The following is a 15,464-nucleotide window of genomic DNA, read 5'->3' on the forward strand; positions in this document are numbered from 1 at the left end:
CGGCATGGAGAAAGGCGCACCACACATGACCTCTGCGCAGGTCGACACGGACAAGGCCCCCGAAGAGGGCTACGAGCGCGGTCTCAACAGCCGCCAGGTCCAGATGATCGCGATCGGCGGCGCCATCGGCGTCGGTCTCTTCCTGGGCGCCGGGGCCAACATCGCCAAGGCCGGCCCCAGCATCATCCTCATGTACGCCCTCGCGGGCGTGATCATCTTCTTCATCATGCGGGCGCTCGGCGAGCTGCTCCTCTACCGACCCGTCTCCGGCTCCTTCGCCGAGTACTCGCGCGAGTTCCTCGGTCCCTTCTTCGGTTACTTCACCGGCTGGACGTACTGGCTGATGTGGGTGGTCACCGGCATGGCGGAACTCACCGCCGCCGCCATCTACATCCACTACTGGTTCCCGGACATCCCGCAATGGGTCTCGGCCCTGGTCTTCCTGGTGCTGCTGTTCGTGGCCAACCTGATCTCGGTGAAGCTGTTCGGCGAGATCGAGTTCTGGTTCTCGATGGTCAAGGTCACCGCCATCATCGGCATGATCGTGATCGGCATCGGTGTGCTCACCCTCGGCTTCAGCCAGGCCGGCGACACCGCCGCCGTCTCCAACCTGTGGGAGTTCGACGGCTTCTTCCCCAAGGGCATCGGCTCGTCCCTGATGACCCTCCAGGGCGTCATGTTCGCCTACCTCGCCGTCGAGCTGGTCGGCGTCACCGCCGGTGAGTCCGAGAACCCGGAGAAGACCCTCCCCAAGGCGATCAACACCCTGCCCTGGCGCATCGCCCTCTTCTACGTCGGCGCCCTCACCGTCATCCTGGCGGTGGTCAAGTGGACCGAGTTCGCCGAGGGCGTCAGCCCCTTCGTGGAGGCCTTCGCGGTCATCGGCATCCCGGCCGGCGCCGGCATCGTCAACTTCGTCGTGCTCACCGCCGCCCTGTCCTCCTGCAACTCCGGCATGTATTCCACGGGCCGGATGCTGCGCACCCTCGCGGACAACGGCGAGGCGCCCAGGATCTTCAACAAGCTGTCCTCGACGAAGACCCCGGCCATCGGCATCGCCGTCTCCGTCGTCTTCATGGCCATCGGCGTCGTCCTGAACTACCTCGTCCCGGAGAAGGCCTTCGGCTACGTCACCTCCGTCGCCACCGCCGCCGGCATCTGGACCTGGCTGATGATCCTGATCAGCCACGTGCTGTACCGCCGCAAGGTCGTCGCGGGCCGCCTGCCCGCCTCCTCCTTCCCGGCGCCGGGCGGCTCGGTCTGCTCCTACATCGCCATCGCCTTCCTGCTCTTCGTGACCTGCCTCATCGCCTACGACGCCGACGCCCGCGTCTGCCTGTACGTGATGGCCGGCTGGGCCGCCGCCCTCGGCATCGGCTGGGCGGTGCTCAAGAGCCGCAACCCACAGATCACCGAGCGGCCCGGCGAGCCGGAGTTCGAGAAGATCGGCTGACGGCCCCACCGAACGCCGCTGACCAGCGCCTTCGGGCGCACCCCAGGACATCCGGCCAACGGGGACGCTCGTGGCCTCCCCTATGGCCACCGCTCAGGATGTCCGGCATGTGGGCTCCTCCGTACCACCCACCGGTACGGGGGAGCCCGTCTGCTTATCCTGGCCGCATGCTGACCATCACCCAGGCCCTGTACGACCAGATCGTCGCCCACGCACGCGAGGACCACCCCGACGAGGCGTGCGGCGTGGTGGCCGGTCCCGTCGGCGAGGGCCGCCCCGAGCGGTTCGTCCCCATGCTCAACGCCGCCCGCTCGCCCACCTTCTACGAGTTCGACTCGCAGGACCTCCTCAAGCTGTACCGCGAGATGGACGACCGCGACGAGGAGCCGGTGGTCATCTACCACTCCCACACCGCCACCGAGGCCCACCCCTCCCGCACCGACATCAGCTACGCCAACGAGCCCGGGGCCCACTACGTTCTCGTCTCCACCGCGGACACCGACGGCGCCGGCGAGTTCCAGTTCCGGTCGTTCCGCATCGTGGAAGGCGAGGTCACGGAGGAGGAGGTCAAGGTCGTAGAGGCGTACTGATCTCGCACCTCGGACGAAAAGGGTCCATCAGGTGAGATCACACTCCGGAAGCCGGACCGGGAATCGATACGATGAGCCCATGGTTCTTCTCGACGTGAGCGACAAGGCGCCGGGCACGCTGCTCGTGGCGCGGCTGCACGTCGACCTGTGCAGGCTGAAAAGCGCCATCTGTTGATCTTCCTTGCCGCCGTACGGCCGTGAGCCGCGGCGTGCTGACGTGTGCCGCCGCGCGCCCCACGAACCCACGACAAACTTCCGACAGGAGCACTCAGCCATGGCCATCGAGGTCCGCATCCCGACCATCCTCCGCCAGTACACCGACGGCCAGAAGGCGGTGGAGGGCGCCGGGAACACCCTCGCCGAGCTCTTCTCCGACCTCGAGACCCGGCACACGGGCATCCAGGCCCGCATCGTCGAGGGTGAGCAGCTGCGCCGCTTCGTCAACGTCTACCTGAACGACGAGGATGTCCGCTTCCTCGACGGCATCGACACCAAGCTGTCCGACGGCGACAGCATCACGATCCTGCCGGCCGTGGCCGGCGGCATGGCCTGATCGCCGATGCGCTACGACTCCCCGCTGGCCGCGGTGGGCAACACCCCCCTGGTGCGCCTGCCGCGGCTGTCGCCGTCCGACGACGTCCGCATCTGGGCCAAGCTGGAGGACCGCAACCCGACCGGCTCGATCAAGGACCGCCCCGCGCTCCACATGATCGAGCAGGCGGAGAAGGACGGCCGCCTCACCAAGGGCTGCACCATCCTGGAGCCGACCAGCGGCAACACCGGCATCTCCTTGGCCATGGCCGCCCGGCTCAAGGGCTACCGCATCGTCTGCGTGATGCCCGAGAACACCTCCCAGGAGCGCCGGGACCTGCTCACCATGTGGGGCGCGGAGATCATCTCCTCCCCGGCCGCCGGCGGCTCGAACACCGCCGTACGGGTCGCCAAGGAGCTCTCCGCCGAGCACCCGGACTGGGTGATGCTCTACCAGTACGGCAACCCCGACAACGCGGGCGCCCACTACGCCGGCACCGGCCCGGAGATCCTCGCCGACCTGCCCTCCATCACCCACTTCGTGGCCGGACTCGGCACCACCGGCACCCTGATGGGCGTCGGCCGCTACCTGCGCGAGCACAAGCCGGACGTGAGGATCGTCGCCGCCGAGCCGCGCTACGACGACCTGGTCTACGGCCTGCGCAACCTCGACGAGGGCTTCGTGCCCGAGCTGTACGACGCCTCCGTCCTCACCACCCGCTTCTCGGTGGGCTCCGCCGACGCCGTCACCCGCACCCGCGAGCTGCTCCAGCAGGAGGGCATCTTCGCGGGCGTCTCCACCGGCGCCGCCCTGCACGCCGCGATCGGCGTCGGGAAGAAGGCGGTCACGGCGGGGGAGAGCGCCGACATCGTGTTCGTCGTCGCCGACGGCGGCTGGAAGTACCTGTCCACCGGCGTCTACACCGCCGAGACGACCGAGGCGGCCATCGAGACCCTCCACGGCCAGCTCTGGGCCTGACGGCCCCACCCGGCGAACCGCCCCGCGACGTACGCGTCGCGGGGCGCTTCAGTTCTCGGGACCTCGTCCGCCCGGCCCGTCCCGCCCGTCCGGCCGGTCCGGCCCGTCCGGGGGACGCCGCCCGCGGCGACGAGGCCGCCGGCCCCGGCCCCAGCCGTCGACGACCGTGGCGACGAGCGCGAGCAGCACCACCGCCGCGAAGACGAGCCACCAGGACGTGTCCATACCGACGACGGTACCGGCGCGCGCCGCGACCGCGCGCCCCTTCCAGGTCCCCGCACGCCCCGCTTCCAGCCGAACCGGTGATCCCGCAGGTGAGTTCGCCCACAACGGCCCCTGGCGGAGGAGCGACCGCAGGTTTTGCGCCTTACGCTCGACGGACCGCACGACCCCCGTCTCTCCACACGCGCCAGCGGAGGTTTCTGCTTCATGAAGCTCACCGTCGTCGGCTGCTCGGGGTCGTTCCCGTCCGCGGAATCGGCCTGCTCGAGCTACCTCGTCGAGGCCGACGGCTTCCGGCTGCTTCTCGACATGGGCAACGGTGCCCTCGGCGAGTTGCAGCGCCACTGCGGTCTCTACGACCTCGACGCGATCTTCCTCAGCCATCTGCACGCCGACCACTGCATCGACATGTGCGCCTATTTCGTGGCGCGCTACTACCGGCACGACGGCGGCCGCTGCGCCCCGCTCCCGGTCTACGGACCCGAGGGCACCGAGCACCGGCTGACCACCGCCTACGCCGACACCCCCTCGGCCTCCTCCATGAGCGAGGTGTTCGACTTCCACACGGTCAAGCCGTCCACCTTCGAGGTCGGCCCGTTCACCGTGCACACCGAGCGCGTCGCCCACCCCGTGGAGGCCTACGCCATCCGCGTCGAGCACGGCGGCCGCTCACTGACGTACTCCGGCGACACGGGCGTCACCCCGGTGCTGGACGAACTCGCCCGCGACACCGACCTGTTCCTGTGCGAGGCCGCCTTCACGCACGGCAAGGAGGACATCCCCGACCTCCACCTCAACGGACGCGAGGCGGGCGAGAGCGCGGCGCGGGCCGGTGCCCGGCGCCTGGTGCTCACCCACATCCCCCCGTGGACCGACCCCGCGGTCAACCTGGCCGACGCCCGCGAGGCGTACGACGGGGCGGTGGGGGTCGCCACGGCGGGCGCGGTGTACGAGATCTGAGCCCGCGGCAGCCCCGGCAGCCACGACAGCCACGACAGCCGCGAGAGCCCCGACACGGCAGGAAGGCCCCGGAACCTTCGCGGTTCCGGGGCCTTCGTCACGCCGTACGGCCGGGGCTCACGCCTTGGTGAGGTCCTCGACCTCCTCCTCGGGCTCGCGGCCCGGGGTCTTCAGGTTGAACTTGACGATCGCGAAGCGGAACGTCACGTAGTAGATCGCCGCGAACACCAGACCGATCGGGATGATCAGCCATGGCTTGGTGGCGAGGTGCCAGTTCAGCGCGTAGTCGATGAAACCGGCCGAGAAGTTGAACCCGGCGTGCACACCCAGGCCCCACGTGATCGCCATCGAGATCGCGGTGAGCACCGCGTGCAGCACGTACAGGACCGGCGCGATGAACATGAACGAGAACTCGATCGGCTCGGTCACACCGGTCACGAACGAGGTCGCGGCCAGGGAGACCATCATGCCGAGGACGGCCTTGCGGCGCTCCGGGCGGGCGGTGTGCGCCATGGCCAGGGCGGCGGCCGGCAGACCGAACATCATGATCGGGAAGAAGCCCGCCTGGAAGATGCCGGCGGAGGGGTCACCGGCCAGGAAGCGGGTGATGTCACCGTGCACGACGTCGCCGGCGGAGTTGGTGAAGTCACCGAGCTGGAACCAGGCCACCGTGTTCACGAACTGGTGCATGCCGACCGGGATCAGCGCGCGGTTCACACCACCGAAGAGGGCCGCGCCGCCGGAGCCGAGGCCGGTCATCCACTCGCCGAAGTTCGAGATGCCGTCGCCGATGGGCTCCCAGACCAGACCGAAGAAGACACCCACGACGATGCCGACGAAGGCCATGATGATCGGCACCAGGCGACGGCCGTTGAAGAAGCCGAGCCAGTCCACCAGCTTCTTGCGGTGGTACCGCTGCCACAGCACGGCGGCGAGCAGACCCATGATGATGCCGCCGAGCACCCCCGGGTCGTTGTAGGTCGCGGCGACGTCCGCGCCGTCCTTGACCACCGCCTCGGTGACCGGGAAGGCCTCGAGCACCTTGCTGTAGACGAGGAAGCCGACCACCGCGGCCAGCGCGGTCGAGCCGTCGGCCTTCTTGGCGAAGCCGATGGCCACGCCTATGCAGAACAGGATCGGCAGCGAGCCGGTGAGGGCACCGCCCGCGTTGTTGAAGACGGCGGCGACCTTGTCCCAGCCGAGGCCGTCCGCGCCGAAGATGTCCGGCTGACCGAGACGGACCATGATGCCCGCCGCCGGAAGAACGGCGATCGGGAGCTGGAGGCTGCGTCCTACCTTTTGCAGCCCCTGGAAAAGACCGGATCCCCGCTTCTTTGCGGGGGCCGCCGTGTCGGTGGCGGTGCTCATGCTTCCTCCATCGGGTGGTGGTCTACACCACTCAGTGGTGTAGACCTGTTGTAGCACGATGAAGGCGGCGTAAGGAACCCGTGATTCCGCGACCGGACCGCTACGCGCAGTACCGGGTCAAGTCCCCTGCTCACACACGCGAGAGGGCGCAGCGAAAGGCCCCCGGACCAAGGGTCCGGGGGCCTTCGCGAGACCACCCTCAAAGGGTACGTGAGGACGCGTGCGGTCCTACACCTTGGTGACGTCCTCCACGTCTTCCTCGGGCTCCCGGCCCGGCGTCTTCAGATCGAACTTCGTGATCGCGAACCGGAAGACCGCGTAGTACACCACCGCGAAGCACAGCCCGATCGGAATGATCAGCCACGGCTTCGTCGCCAGGTTCCAGTTGATGACGTAGTCGATCAGCCCCGCCGAGAAGCTGAACCCGTCCTTCACCCCCAGCGCCCACGTCACCGCCATCGACACCCCCGTCAGCACCGCGTGCGCCGCGTACAGCAGCGGAGCGATGAACAGGAACGAGTACTCCAGCGGCTCGGTGATCCCCGTCACGAACGAGGTCAGCCCCACCGACAGCATCAGGCCGCCGACCTCCTTGCGCCGGTGCGGCTTGGCGCAGTGCGTGATCGCCAGCGCCGCCGCCGGCAGCGCGAACATCATGATCGGGAAGAAGCCGGTCGTGAACTGACCCGCGTCCGGATCGCCCGCCAGGAACATGTTGATGTCACCGTGCACCACCGTGCCGTCCGGCTTCGTGTACGAGCCGAACTGGAACCACATCGGCACGTTCAGGAACTGATGCAGACCGATCACCAGCAACGCCCGGTTCGCCAGACCGAACACACCCGCGCCCCACGCGCCGATCCCGGTCATCCAGTCGCTGAAGCTCTCCAGCGCGTCACCGATCGGCGGCCACACCCACAGGCACAGCGCCGCGAACACGATCGCCACGAACGCCATGATGATCGGCACCAGCCGGCGGCCGTTGAAGAAGCCCAGCCAGTCCACCAGCTTCGTACGGTGGAAGCGCCGCCAGAAGTACGCCGTCAGCAACCCCATCACGATGCCGCCGAAGACACCGGGGTTCTGGAAGACGAACGCCGTCACCTCGCCCGACCCGTCGGTCACCTGGCAACCGATCTGCGGGACCACCTTCGACCCCTCCGGACAGTCCTCCGGAAACTGCCGCAGCACGTTGTAGTAGACGAGGAACCCCGCCACCGCGGCGAGCGCCGTCGAACCGTCCGCCTTCTTCGCCATCCCGATGGCCACGCCCACACAGAACAGCAGCGGCAGCCCCAACGACCCGTCGAGCAGCGCGCCGCCCGCGCCCGTCATCACCTTCGAGACGTTCGTCCAGCCGAGACCGTCGTCCCCGAACACGTCCGGCTGCCCCAGCCGGTTGAGAATGCCGGCGGCGGGCAGGACCGCGATGGGCAACTGAAGAGAGCGACCCATCTTCTGCAACCCTTGGAACGCCGTGTTCCAGCGGGCGCGAGCGGGACTGACCGCGTTGTCGGCACTCATCCGGTCTCCATCCGGTCGCCGGTACACTGGTGTAGACCAGTTGACAGACGGCACCGCCGTCGTGACGCCATCATTCGGTACACACCGCATGACCGCTCGCGAAGCTGGGCCAACTGTGGGTTACTGCGACAAAGCGGTCCGGATCAGGGAGAACGAACATGGCCAGCAAGGCTGAGAAGATCGTCGCCGGCCTCGGCGGCATCGAGAACATCGACGAGATCGAAGGCTGCATCACCCGACTCCGCACCGAGGTCAACGACCCCGCGCTGGTCAACGAAGCCGCCCTCAAGGCCGCCGGCGCCCACGGCGTCGTCAAGATGGGCACCGCCATCCAGGTCGTCATCGGCACCGACGCCGACCCGATCGCGGCGGAGATCGAAGACATGATGTGAGCCACCGGCTCACCGGCAAGGGGCCTTTCCCACTCCGGGACAGGCCCCTTCCCCATGGGCCGCTAGGCTCACCCGCATGTCACGAATCGACGGCCGCACCCCCCAGCAGCTCCGCCCCGTCACCATCGAACGCGGCTGGAGCAAGCACGCCGAAGGCTCCGTCCTCGTCTCCTTCGGCGACACCAAGGTCCTCTGCAACGCCTCGGTCACCGAAGGCGTCCCGCGCTGGCGCAAGGGCAGCGGCGAAGGCTGGGTCACCGCCGAGTACGCCATGCTCCCCCGCGCCACCAACACCCGCGGCGACCGCGAGTCCGTCAAGGGCCGCATCGGCGGCCGCACCCACGAGATCAGCCGCCTCATCGGCCGGTCCCTGCGCGCCGTCATCGACTACAAGGCGCTCGGCGAGAACACCGTCGTCCTGGACTGCGACGTCCTCCAGGCCGACGGCGGCACCCGCACCGCCGCCATCACCGGCGCCTACGTCGCCCTCGCCGACGCCATCGGCTGGGCCCAGGGCCGCAAGCTGATCAAGGCCAACCGCAAGCCGCTCACCGGCACCGTCTCCGCCGTCTCCGTCGGCATCGTCGGCGGCACCCCGCTCCTCGACCTCCGCTACGAGGAGGACGTCCGCGCCGACACCGACATGAACGTCGTCTGCACCGGCGACGGCCGCTTCGTCGAGGTCCAGGGCACCGCCGAGGCCGAGCCCTTCGCCCGCGACGAACTCAACACCCTGCTCGACCTCGCCGCCGCCGGCTGCACGGAACTGGCCGAACTCCAGCGCAAGGCACTCGAGACGGTCCTCGAACGCTGAAGACCCGCGCAAGGCAAAGGGAGAACCAAAAACGCCTCAAGGAAAGGCGGCCGCACACGCAACTCGGCCGCTCGACGGCGCGTCCCTAGCAGTACAGCACCACGGGCGTACGGCAGCAGTCCTTGCCGTACGCCCGACGCCGCACCGCACACGGGCCGCCCGGCCCTGTCCCAAGGGGAGGACCGAGACCCATGGCCGCGAGCCGCCACCGCAGCCTTCGCCGCACCGCCACCGCCGTCGCCACCGCGGCGACCATCGCCCTGACGGCCGGCCTCACCACCGGCTGCGACGCCGTCGACAAGGCCCTCGACTGCGTACGCACGGCCGACGCGATAGCCGACAGCGTCACCGAACTCCAGCAGGCCGTGGAGAACGCGGACGACCCCACCCAGTGGGAGGAGTCCCTGAACTCCATCGACAAGAACCTCGACAAGATCGGCGACCAGACCGACAATACCGACGTCAACAAGGCCGTCGACGACCTCGGCAAGGCCGTCGACAACGTCCGCACCTCGGTCGAGAACGGCGACGAGACCCCCGACCTCAGCCCCGTCACCGACGCGGCGGGCGAACTGACGAAGGTCTGCACGCCGTAGGGGGAAGGGCGGGGAAGGACACGGAGGTCCGGAATACTGACCCCATGACCCGCCTCATCCTCGCCACCCGCAACGCCGGGAAGATCACCGAACTGAGGGCCATCCTCGCCGACGCGGGCCTGCCCCACGACCTCGTCGGCGCGGACGCCTACCCGCACATCCCCGACGTCAAGGAAACCGGCGTCACCTTCGCCGAGAACGCCCTCCTCAAGGCCCACTCCCTCGCACAGGCCACCGGCCTGCCCGCCGTCGCCGACGACTCCGGCCTCTGCGTCGACGTCCTGAACGGCGCCCCCGGCATCTTCTCCGCCCGCTGGGCCGGCCGCCACGGCGACGACAAGGCCAACCTCGACCTCCTCCTCGCCCAGATCGGCGACATCGCCGACGAACACCGGGGCGCGTACTTCGCCTGCGCAGCGGCCCTGGCCCTGCCCGACGGCACGGAGCGAGTGGTCGAGGGCCAGCTGCGCGGCACCCTCCGCCACGCCCCCGCCGGCACGGGCGGCTTCGGCTACGACCCGATCCTCCAGCCGGACGGCGAGACGCGAACGTGCGCGGAACTGACGGCGGCGGAAAAGAACGCGATCAGCCACCGCGGCAAGGCGTTCCGGGCGCTGGTGCCGGTGGTGCGGGAGCTGCTGGGCTGAGAGCCACGGAGGGGACCGCCTGTGGGGCGGCCCCCTCCTCATGTGTGCGGCCGGTGGGACTCGAACCCACACGGGTGTGAACCCACTGGGACCTAAACCCAGCATGACTGCCAATTCCATCACGGCCGCTCAAAAACGGTCATCATGCTCGACGAGCGGCATTCAGTGTACGGGGAGAACGGGTCACCCTGCGAGGGGCGCCCTGTCTTTCCGGCGACACCAGGTCTCTGTCAGGGCGTGGCAGTTGGGGCAGAGGTACCGCAGGTTCTCCCGACGGTTGTCCCGCCAGTTGCCATTGACGTGGTCGATCTGAAGGGTGATCGGTCGATCGAGCCATTCGCCGGTGTTGCCGCAGGTCTCGCAGGAGTGCGGAATGCCGATCTCGCCCAGGGCTCTGTGCAGTTGGGCCCTGTTGGTTCGGCCGGCATGAGACGGGAGAACGATCAGCACTCGGTCAGCGACAGGAGCTGGGGCGGGTGGCTCTGCTCGTCCCCAGGACCTGCGCTCGAAATGACTGGTGTCGATACTCAGGCGCCCGACCGCCCGTCGGACTCGGCGATGGTTGACGTCACTGACCTCCAGACCGAGGCTGCGCATGACCTCGGCGTAGCTCGTGCAACGCGGAACGAGCTCCCGGAGCTGATCTTCGGGAACATGTAGCCGCTGGTGAGAGAAGTGACTCGTGTCGATGCCCTGGGCGCTCATCATGCGACGCAGTGCGGCTCGCGAGCGACTGTCATCCGGTACGCCCAGCTCACGTGCGACGGCCCGCACGCTGGTCGCCGTTGCCGCCGCGGTACGAAGGGCTGCGTTTGACGAAGTGGCTCGTGTCCAGCCCGTATCCGTTGACCTTTTCCTGGAGCACCCTTCGCTGACCGCCGCTCACCTTGAGGCCGAGTCGCCGCATCAGATCTGTCCAGTTCCGGGCCGCGCCAACGGCCTCCTCCAGCCGCTCCCGGCTGTACGCGCTTGCCACCATCGGATCCCCTCCGTTTCCGGCCGCGCGTTCGCAGCCTCGTACGGAGTAACGAACCGGTTATCGGACAGTCACGTACGGCATGCGGAAGGGCCCGTACCGGATCTCGTCGATGTCGGCACGGGCCCCGCCGGAAGGGACTCAGATGCCCAGGTCCTTGATGATCTTGGCCACGTGGCCCGTCGCGCGGACGTTGTACAGGGCGCGTTCGACCTTGCCCTGTTCGTCGACGACGATCGTGGAGCGGATGACGCCCATGTAGGTCTTGCCGTAGTTCTTCTTCTCGCCGAAGGCGCCGTACGCGTCGAGGACCTTCTTGTCCGGGTCGGCGAGGAGGGTGACCTTCAGGGACTCGGCCTCGCGGAACTTGGCCAGCTTCTCCGGCTTGTCGGGGGAGATGCCGATGACGTCGTACCCGGCGCCGGTCAGCAGCTCCAGGTTGTCCGTGAAGTCGCAGGCCTGCTTCGTGCAGCCGGGGGTAAGCGCGGCAGGGTAGAAGTAGACGATGACCTTGCGGCCCTGGTGGTCGGACAGGGACACCTCGTTGCCGTCGGCGTCCGGGAGGGTGAAGGCGGGGGCCGTGTCCCCGGGCTGGAGTCGCTCGCTCATCGATCCAGCGTAACGGGGGTCCTGACAGTGCGGAGAAGCAAGTAGCTGACAGACTGTCCGGGACAGCTCAGAGCGGACTTCGGAGGCGTACGGTGGCGGACACGTCGGACATCAGGACCCCGGCGCAGATCGAGGCGGACATCAAGCGCCGTCGCGAGGTGCTGGCCGAGACGCTCGACGAGCTCGGGATGCGGGTGCACCCGAAGACGATCGTCGACGATGCGAAGGCCAAGGTCGCCTCCAGCGTCGATCACACCCTCGGCCGGGCGTACGTCCAGGTCAATCGGGTGGTGAGCGACGTGAAGGCGCGGTTCGTGGACGAGACGGGCGCCCCGCGGCTGGAGCGGGTGGTGCCGGTCGCGCTGGTGGCGGTCGGGGTCGTGGGGCTGCTCGCCCTGGGCGGCACCCGGCGGCGGAAGCGCTGAGCGGGGGCAGGTAGGTTCAGGGCGTGAGCGCCAAGAGAAACGAGCAGGGCCCCCAGGACGACAAGCTGCCCATCCGGATGCTGCACGACCGTGTGCTCGTGCGGCAGGACACCGGTGAGGGCGAGCGGCGTTCCGGGGGCGGCATCCTGATCCCCGCGACGGCGGCCGTCGGCAAGCGGCTGGCCTGGGCCGAGGTGGTCGCGGTCGGGCAGAACGTACGGACCGTGGAGCCGGGCGACCGGGTGCTGTACGACCCGGAGGACCGTGCCGAGGTCGAGGTGCGGGGTGTGGGCTACGTGCTCATGCGCGAGCGCGATCTGCACGCCGTGGCGGCGGACCGGTTCGAGGGGTCGGAGGACTCCACCGGGCTGTACCTCTGAATCGCGGGTCAGGGTCGGACTTCAGGGGCTGGTGATCAAGGTCACCAGCCCCTTTCCCCTGTCTTTGCTACCTTGGGAAGCACCCCGACGAGACGCGCCGTACCGGGCTGAAGGCAAAGACGACGCACCACCGTTCAGTTCGTTCACGGAGGTGCCTGTCATGGCGTGGGTTCTGTTGTTCGTCGCCGGTCTGCTCGAGGTCGGCTGGTCGATCGGGATGAAGTACACCGACGGTTTCACGCGGCTGTGGCCGAGCGTGTTCACCGGTGCCGGGATCGTCGCGAGCATGATGCTGCTGTCGTACGCCGCGCGGACGCTGCCCATCGGTACCGCCTACGGCGTGTGGGTGGGGATCGGCGCGGCCGGGGCGGCGGTGCTCGGCATGGTGGTGCTGGGCGAGCCGGCGACCGCCGCCCGGATCTTCTTCATCTGTCTGCTGCTGGTCGCCGTCGTGGGTCTTAAGGCGACCTCCGGTCACTGACGCCCGGGGGTGACGGGGATGCCGGGGAAGCCGGTGTTCGAGTCCCCGCCGCTCGCGCCGTCGGTGTCCCCGCCGCCCGGCCCCGTGCCGCCGTTCGAGGAGTCGTCGCCGCCCGAGTCGCCGCCGCCCGTGGGGCCGGGCTCGGTGCTGGGGCCGCCGGTGGACGGGGTGCCGCCGCCGGTCGACGGGGGGTCGGACTCGGTGCCGCCGCCGTCGCCGGGCGCCGTGCTGCTGCCGCCGGAGTCGCCGGGGGTCGCGGAGCCGGAGCCGTCCTCGTCGCCGGTGGAGTCCTCGTCCGCCTCGCCGCTGCCGCTCTCCTCGCCGTCGCCCGGTACGTCCGAGGCGTCGCTGGACGGGGGCGCGGTGACGTCGGCGCCGTCCTGGAGCCGGAGGTCGAAGTCGCTGACCGGTTCGCCCTCCAGGGCGTTGCGGGTGTACTGGCTCCAGATCTCGGCGGGGGCGCCGCCGCCGTTGATACGGGCCAGGCCCATGGCGCCGTACAGGGGCTTGTGGGCGGCGGTCTTCGGGTCCTGGCCCATGACCGCGACGACGGTGGCCAGGTCGGGGGTGTAGCCGGCGAACCAGGCGGCCGTGTCCTCCTCGGCGGTGCCGGTCTTGCCGGCGGCGGGGCGGCCGGCGGCCTGGGCGGCGGTGGCGGTGCCGTTCTGGACGACGCTGCGCAGGACGGACGTGGTGGTGTCGGCGGCCTCCCGGCTGACGGCCTGGTGCTCGCGCCGTTCGGGCAGCTCGACCTCCTGCTTGCCGTCCTTCACGACCTTCTCGACGAAGGTGTACGTGCCGTGCCTGCCGTGGTTGGCGAGGGTGGCGTAGGCCTCCGCCATGTCGAGGGGGCTGGCGGTGGCGACGCCGAGGGCGATGGAGGGGGAGGGGGTCAGCTCGGGGGTGTTCTTGGAGAGGCCGAGGTCGATCGCGGTCTGCTGGACCTTGTCCGAGCCGACGTCGACGGCCATCTGGGCGTAGACGGCGTTGATGGACTTGTCGGTGGCCTCGCGGACGGTGACGTGGCCGTAGTCGCGGTGGTCCTCGTTCTCGGGGGCGTAGCGGCCGCCGCTCCAGCCCTGGACGGGGCGTTCGCTGGTGCCGTCGTAGCGCGTGTTCGGGTTGATCGTCTGGCCGCTCTGCGTCTCGGAGTGGTTCTCGACGGCGGAGGTGAACACGAAGGGCTTGAAGGTGGAGCCGACCTGGAAGTCGCGGCGGACGGCGTTGGGTGTGTACTGCTTGACGTAGTCGATGCCGTTGTACATCGCGACGACCTTGCCGGTCTTCGGTTCGACGGAGGCGCCGCCCGCGCGGACGTAGGTGTCGACCTTGCGTTCCTTCTTGTCCAGCTGGGACATCAGCTTGTCGTCGACGGCCTTGACGAAGGCGTCCTGCTTGTCCTTCTGGAGGGTGGTGGTGATGCGGTAGCCGCCGCGGCCCAGTTCCTCCTCGTCGACGATGCCGTTCTCGATCAGGTACTTCTTGACGATGTTGACGACGTAGCCGCGCTGTCCGGACATGCCGGTGGAGACGGTGGACTGCTTGGGCTTGGGGAACTTCGCGGCGGCCCGGTCGGAGGCGCTGAGCCAGCCCTTGTCGACCATGCCGTTCATGACGTAGTTCCAGCGGGCCTCGGCGGCGGGCCGGTTCTCGGGGTGGGCGACGACGTCGTACTGGCTGGGGGCGTTGAGCAGGGAGGCGAGGTAGGCGCCCTGGGCGGCGGTGAGGTCCTTGGCGTCGACGCCGAAGTAGGCCTGGGCGGCGGCCTGGATGCCGTAGGCGCCGCGGCCGAAGAAGCTGGTGTTGAGGTAGCCCTCGAGGATCTCGTTCTTGCTCTTCTCCCGGTCGAGCTTGATCGAGATGAAGAACTCCTTCACCTTGCGGGTGACGGTCTGCTCCTGGGCCAGGTAGTAGTTCTTGACGTACTGCTGGGTGATCGTGGAGCCGGACTGCTTGCCCTTGCCGGTGGCGGTGTTCCAGCCGGCCCGGACCATCGCCCCGGGGTCGATGGCGGACTCGGTGTAGAAGTCGCGGTCCTCGGCGGCGAGGACGGCGTGCTGGGCGTCCTTGGAGATGCGGGCGAGTGAGACGCTCTCGCGGTTGACCTCGCCGTCGCGGGCGAGGACGCTGCCGTCGGCGTACAGGTAGACGTTGGACTGCTTGGTGGCGAGCGCGTTGGCGGCGGGGATCTGCACGAGGTGGTAGCCGAGGAAGAAGCCGCCGACGATCAGCAGGAGGCCGACGACGACGGTGCTCAGCGCGATGCGCCAGGTCGGGATCAGGCGGCGCCATCCGGTGCGCTTGGGCCGCTTGGGCTTCTTCGCCTTCCCGGACGTGCCGGGTGTGCCGGGTGCTCCCGGCTGTCCGGTCTGCCCGTCGCCGGCCGCCTGTGGCTCCCTCTTGGCCCAGCCCGGGTGCGGCTGCTGCGGCTGCGGCTCGTCGCTCATCTCGTGCACGGACTCCTGTTTCGCTTCTGCTTCGCTTCGTACGGTTTTCAGAACGTCTGAGTTTCTTCTG

Annotated in this window: 19 protein-coding genes, 1 tRNA gene and 1 riboswitch; of the genes, 13 read left to right on the forward strand and 7 right to left on the reverse strand. The window is 68.9% G+C overall.

Annotated features, from left to right (window positions below; translation table 11 throughout):
- Nucleotides 1-25 precede the first annotated feature (25 nt).
- The 5 genes from B9W62_RS23990 to B9W62_RS24010 all read left to right on the forward strand — a co-directional run bounded on the left by B9W62_RS23990 (nucleotide 26) and on the right by B9W62_RS24010 (nucleotide 3,553).
- Entirely contained in the window at nucleotides 26-1,453 is a 1,428-nt protein-coding gene (locus tag B9W62_RS23990; RefSeq protein ID WP_087809091.1) for an amino acid permease, read from the forward strand.
- A 167-nt stretch (nucleotides 1,454-1,620) separates the two neighbouring features.
- The gene (locus tag B9W62_RS23995; protein WP_087809092.1) at nucleotides 1,621-2,043 is read left to right on the forward strand and encodes a M67 family metallopeptidase; all 423 of its coding nucleotides are present in this window, start codon (nucleotides 1,621-1,623) and stop codon (nucleotides 2,041-2,043) included.
- 79 nt (nucleotides 2,044-2,122) lie between these two features.
- Nucleotides 2,123-2,218: a putative leader peptide gene (locus B9W62_RS41235; protein ID WP_328657635.1), complete on the forward strand. Its 96-nt coding sequence runs from the start codon at nucleotides 2,123-2,125 to the stop codon at nucleotides 2,216-2,218.
- 99 nt (nucleotides 2,219-2,317) lie between these two features.
- Nucleotides 2,318-2,596: a MoaD/ThiS family protein gene (locus B9W62_RS24005; protein WP_087809094.1), complete on the forward strand. Its 279-nt coding sequence runs from the start codon at nucleotides 2,318-2,320 to the stop codon at nucleotides 2,594-2,596.
- A gap of 6 nt (nucleotides 2,597-2,602) precedes the next feature.
- Complete coding sequence (locus B9W62_RS24010) at nucleotides 2,603-3,553, forward strand: PLP-dependent cysteine synthase family protein (RefSeq protein ID WP_087809095.1); 951 nt, start codon at nucleotides 2,603-2,605, stop codon at nucleotides 3,551-3,553.
- A gap of 48 nt (nucleotides 3,554-3,601) precedes the next feature.
- On the opposite strand, the gene B9W62_RS24015 is transcribed toward B9W62_RS24010, so the two are convergent.
- On the reverse strand, nucleotides 3,602-3,778 hold the full coding sequence (locus B9W62_RS24015; RefSeq protein WP_087809096.1) for a hypothetical protein: 177 nt from the start codon (nucleotides 3,776-3,778) through the stop codon (nucleotides 3,602-3,604).
- 204 nt (nucleotides 3,779-3,982) lie between these two features.
- Here B9W62_RS24015 and B9W62_RS24020 point away from each other — a divergent pair, with 204 nt between their 5' ends.
- A complete protein-coding gene (locus B9W62_RS24020) occupies nucleotides 3,983-4,735 on the forward strand; it encodes an MBL fold metallo-hydrolase (protein ID WP_087809097.1) in 753 nt (250 codons plus the stop codon).
- Nucleotides 4,736-4,852: 117 nt separating this feature from the next.
- Here B9W62_RS24020 and B9W62_RS24025 read toward each other — a convergent pair whose 3' ends face one another.
- Nucleotides 4,853-6,103, reverse strand: coding sequence for a PTS transporter subunit EIIC (locus B9W62_RS24025; RefSeq protein ID WP_087809098.1), 1,251 nt, complete (start codon nucleotides 6,101-6,103; stop codon nucleotides 4,853-4,855).
- Nucleotides 6,104-6,331: 228 nt separating this feature from the next.
- Nucleotides 6,332-7,627, reverse strand: a complete 1,296-nt coding sequence (locus B9W62_RS24030) for a PTS transporter subunit EIIC (RefSeq protein WP_087809099.1) — start codon at nucleotides 7,625-7,627, stop codon at nucleotides 6,332-6,334.
- 158 nt (nucleotides 7,628-7,785) lie between these two features.
- Between B9W62_RS24030 and B9W62_RS24035 the strand changes: the two genes are divergently transcribed.
- The 4 genes from B9W62_RS24035 to rdgB all read left to right on the forward strand — a co-directional run bounded on the left by B9W62_RS24035 (nucleotide 7,786) and on the right by rdgB (nucleotide 10,076).
- Nucleotides 7,786-8,019, forward strand: coding sequence for a PTS sugar transporter subunit IIB (locus B9W62_RS24035; protein ID WP_064728108.1), 234 nt, complete (start codon nucleotides 7,786-7,788; stop codon nucleotides 8,017-8,019).
- A gap of 76 nt (nucleotides 8,020-8,095) precedes the next feature.
- Nucleotides 8,096-8,833 carry a ribonuclease PH gene (gene rph / locus B9W62_RS24040; protein ID WP_087809100.1) on the forward strand — a complete coding sequence of 246 codons (738 nt, stop codon included), beginning with the start codon at nucleotides 8,096-8,098 and terminating at the stop codon, nucleotides 8,831-8,833.
- Nucleotides 8,834-9,024: 191 nt separating this feature from the next.
- Nucleotides 9,025-9,429: a hypothetical protein gene (locus tag B9W62_RS24045; RefSeq protein WP_087809101.1), complete on the forward strand. Its 405-nt coding sequence runs from the start codon at nucleotides 9,025-9,027 to the stop codon at nucleotides 9,427-9,429.
- Between the two features lie 44 nt (nucleotides 9,430-9,473).
- Entirely contained in the window at nucleotides 9,474-10,076 is a 603-nt protein-coding gene (gene rdgB / locus B9W62_RS24050) for an RdgB/HAM1 family non-canonical purine NTP pyrophosphatase (protein ID WP_087809102.1), read from the forward strand.
- A 45-nt stretch (nucleotides 10,077-10,121) separates the two neighbouring features.
- On the opposite strand, the gene B9W62_RS24055 is transcribed toward rdgB, so the two are convergent.
- The 3 genes from B9W62_RS24055 to bcp all read right to left on the reverse strand — a co-directional run bounded on the left by B9W62_RS24055 (nucleotide 10,122) and on the right by bcp (nucleotide 11,661).
- Nucleotides 10,122-10,205: transfer RNA gene (locus tag B9W62_RS24055), tRNA-Leu, on the reverse strand.
- Nucleotides 10,206-10,830: 625 nt separating this feature from the next.
- Entirely contained in the window at nucleotides 10,831-11,055 is a 225-nt protein-coding gene (locus tag B9W62_RS40825) for a hypothetical protein (protein WP_107424214.1), read from the reverse strand.
- 138 nt (nucleotides 11,056-11,193) lie between these two features.
- Nucleotides 11,194-11,661: a thioredoxin-dependent thiol peroxidase gene (gene bcp / locus B9W62_RS24065; RefSeq protein WP_087809103.1), complete on the reverse strand. Its 468-nt coding sequence runs from the start codon at nucleotides 11,659-11,661 to the stop codon at nucleotides 11,194-11,196.
- A 92-nt stretch (nucleotides 11,662-11,753) separates the two neighbouring features.
- Between bcp and B9W62_RS24070 the strand changes: the two genes are divergently transcribed.
- From B9W62_RS24070 to B9W62_RS24080, 3 genes are all read left to right on the forward strand, one after another.
- On the forward strand, nucleotides 11,754-12,086 hold the full coding sequence (locus tag B9W62_RS24070; protein ID WP_087809104.1) for a DUF3618 domain-containing protein: 333 nt from the start codon (nucleotides 11,754-11,756) through the stop codon (nucleotides 12,084-12,086).
- Nucleotides 12,087-12,109: 23 nt separating this feature from the next.
- Nucleotides 12,110-12,466 carry a GroES family chaperonin gene (locus tag B9W62_RS24075; protein WP_087809105.1) on the forward strand — a complete coding sequence of 119 codons (357 nt, stop codon included), beginning with the start codon at nucleotides 12,110-12,112 and terminating at the stop codon, nucleotides 12,464-12,466.
- A 61-nt stretch (nucleotides 12,467-12,527) separates the two neighbouring features.
- Nucleotides 12,528-12,595, forward strand: a riboswitch (guanidine-III (ykkC-III) riboswitch).
- A 31-nt stretch (nucleotides 12,596-12,626) separates the two neighbouring features.
- On the forward strand, nucleotides 12,627-12,947 hold the full coding sequence (locus B9W62_RS24080; RefSeq protein ID WP_003975912.1) for a DMT family transporter: 321 nt from the start codon (nucleotides 12,627-12,629) through the stop codon (nucleotides 12,945-12,947).
- Here B9W62_RS24080 and B9W62_RS24085 read toward each other — a convergent pair.
- Complete coding sequence (locus B9W62_RS24085) at nucleotides 12,941-15,394, reverse strand: transglycosylase domain-containing protein (protein ID WP_179235637.1); 2,454 nt, start codon at nucleotides 15,392-15,394, stop codon at nucleotides 12,941-12,943. The two genes, B9W62_RS24080 and B9W62_RS24085, sit on opposite strands and share 7 nt — an antisense overlap.
- Nucleotides 15,395-15,464: the final 70 nt, after the last annotated feature.

The sequence above is a fragment of the Streptomyces sp. CS113 genome, assembly GCF_002188365.1.
Lineage (GTDB): Bacteria > Actinomycetota > Actinomycetes > Streptomycetales > Streptomycetaceae > Streptomyces > Streptomyces tendae.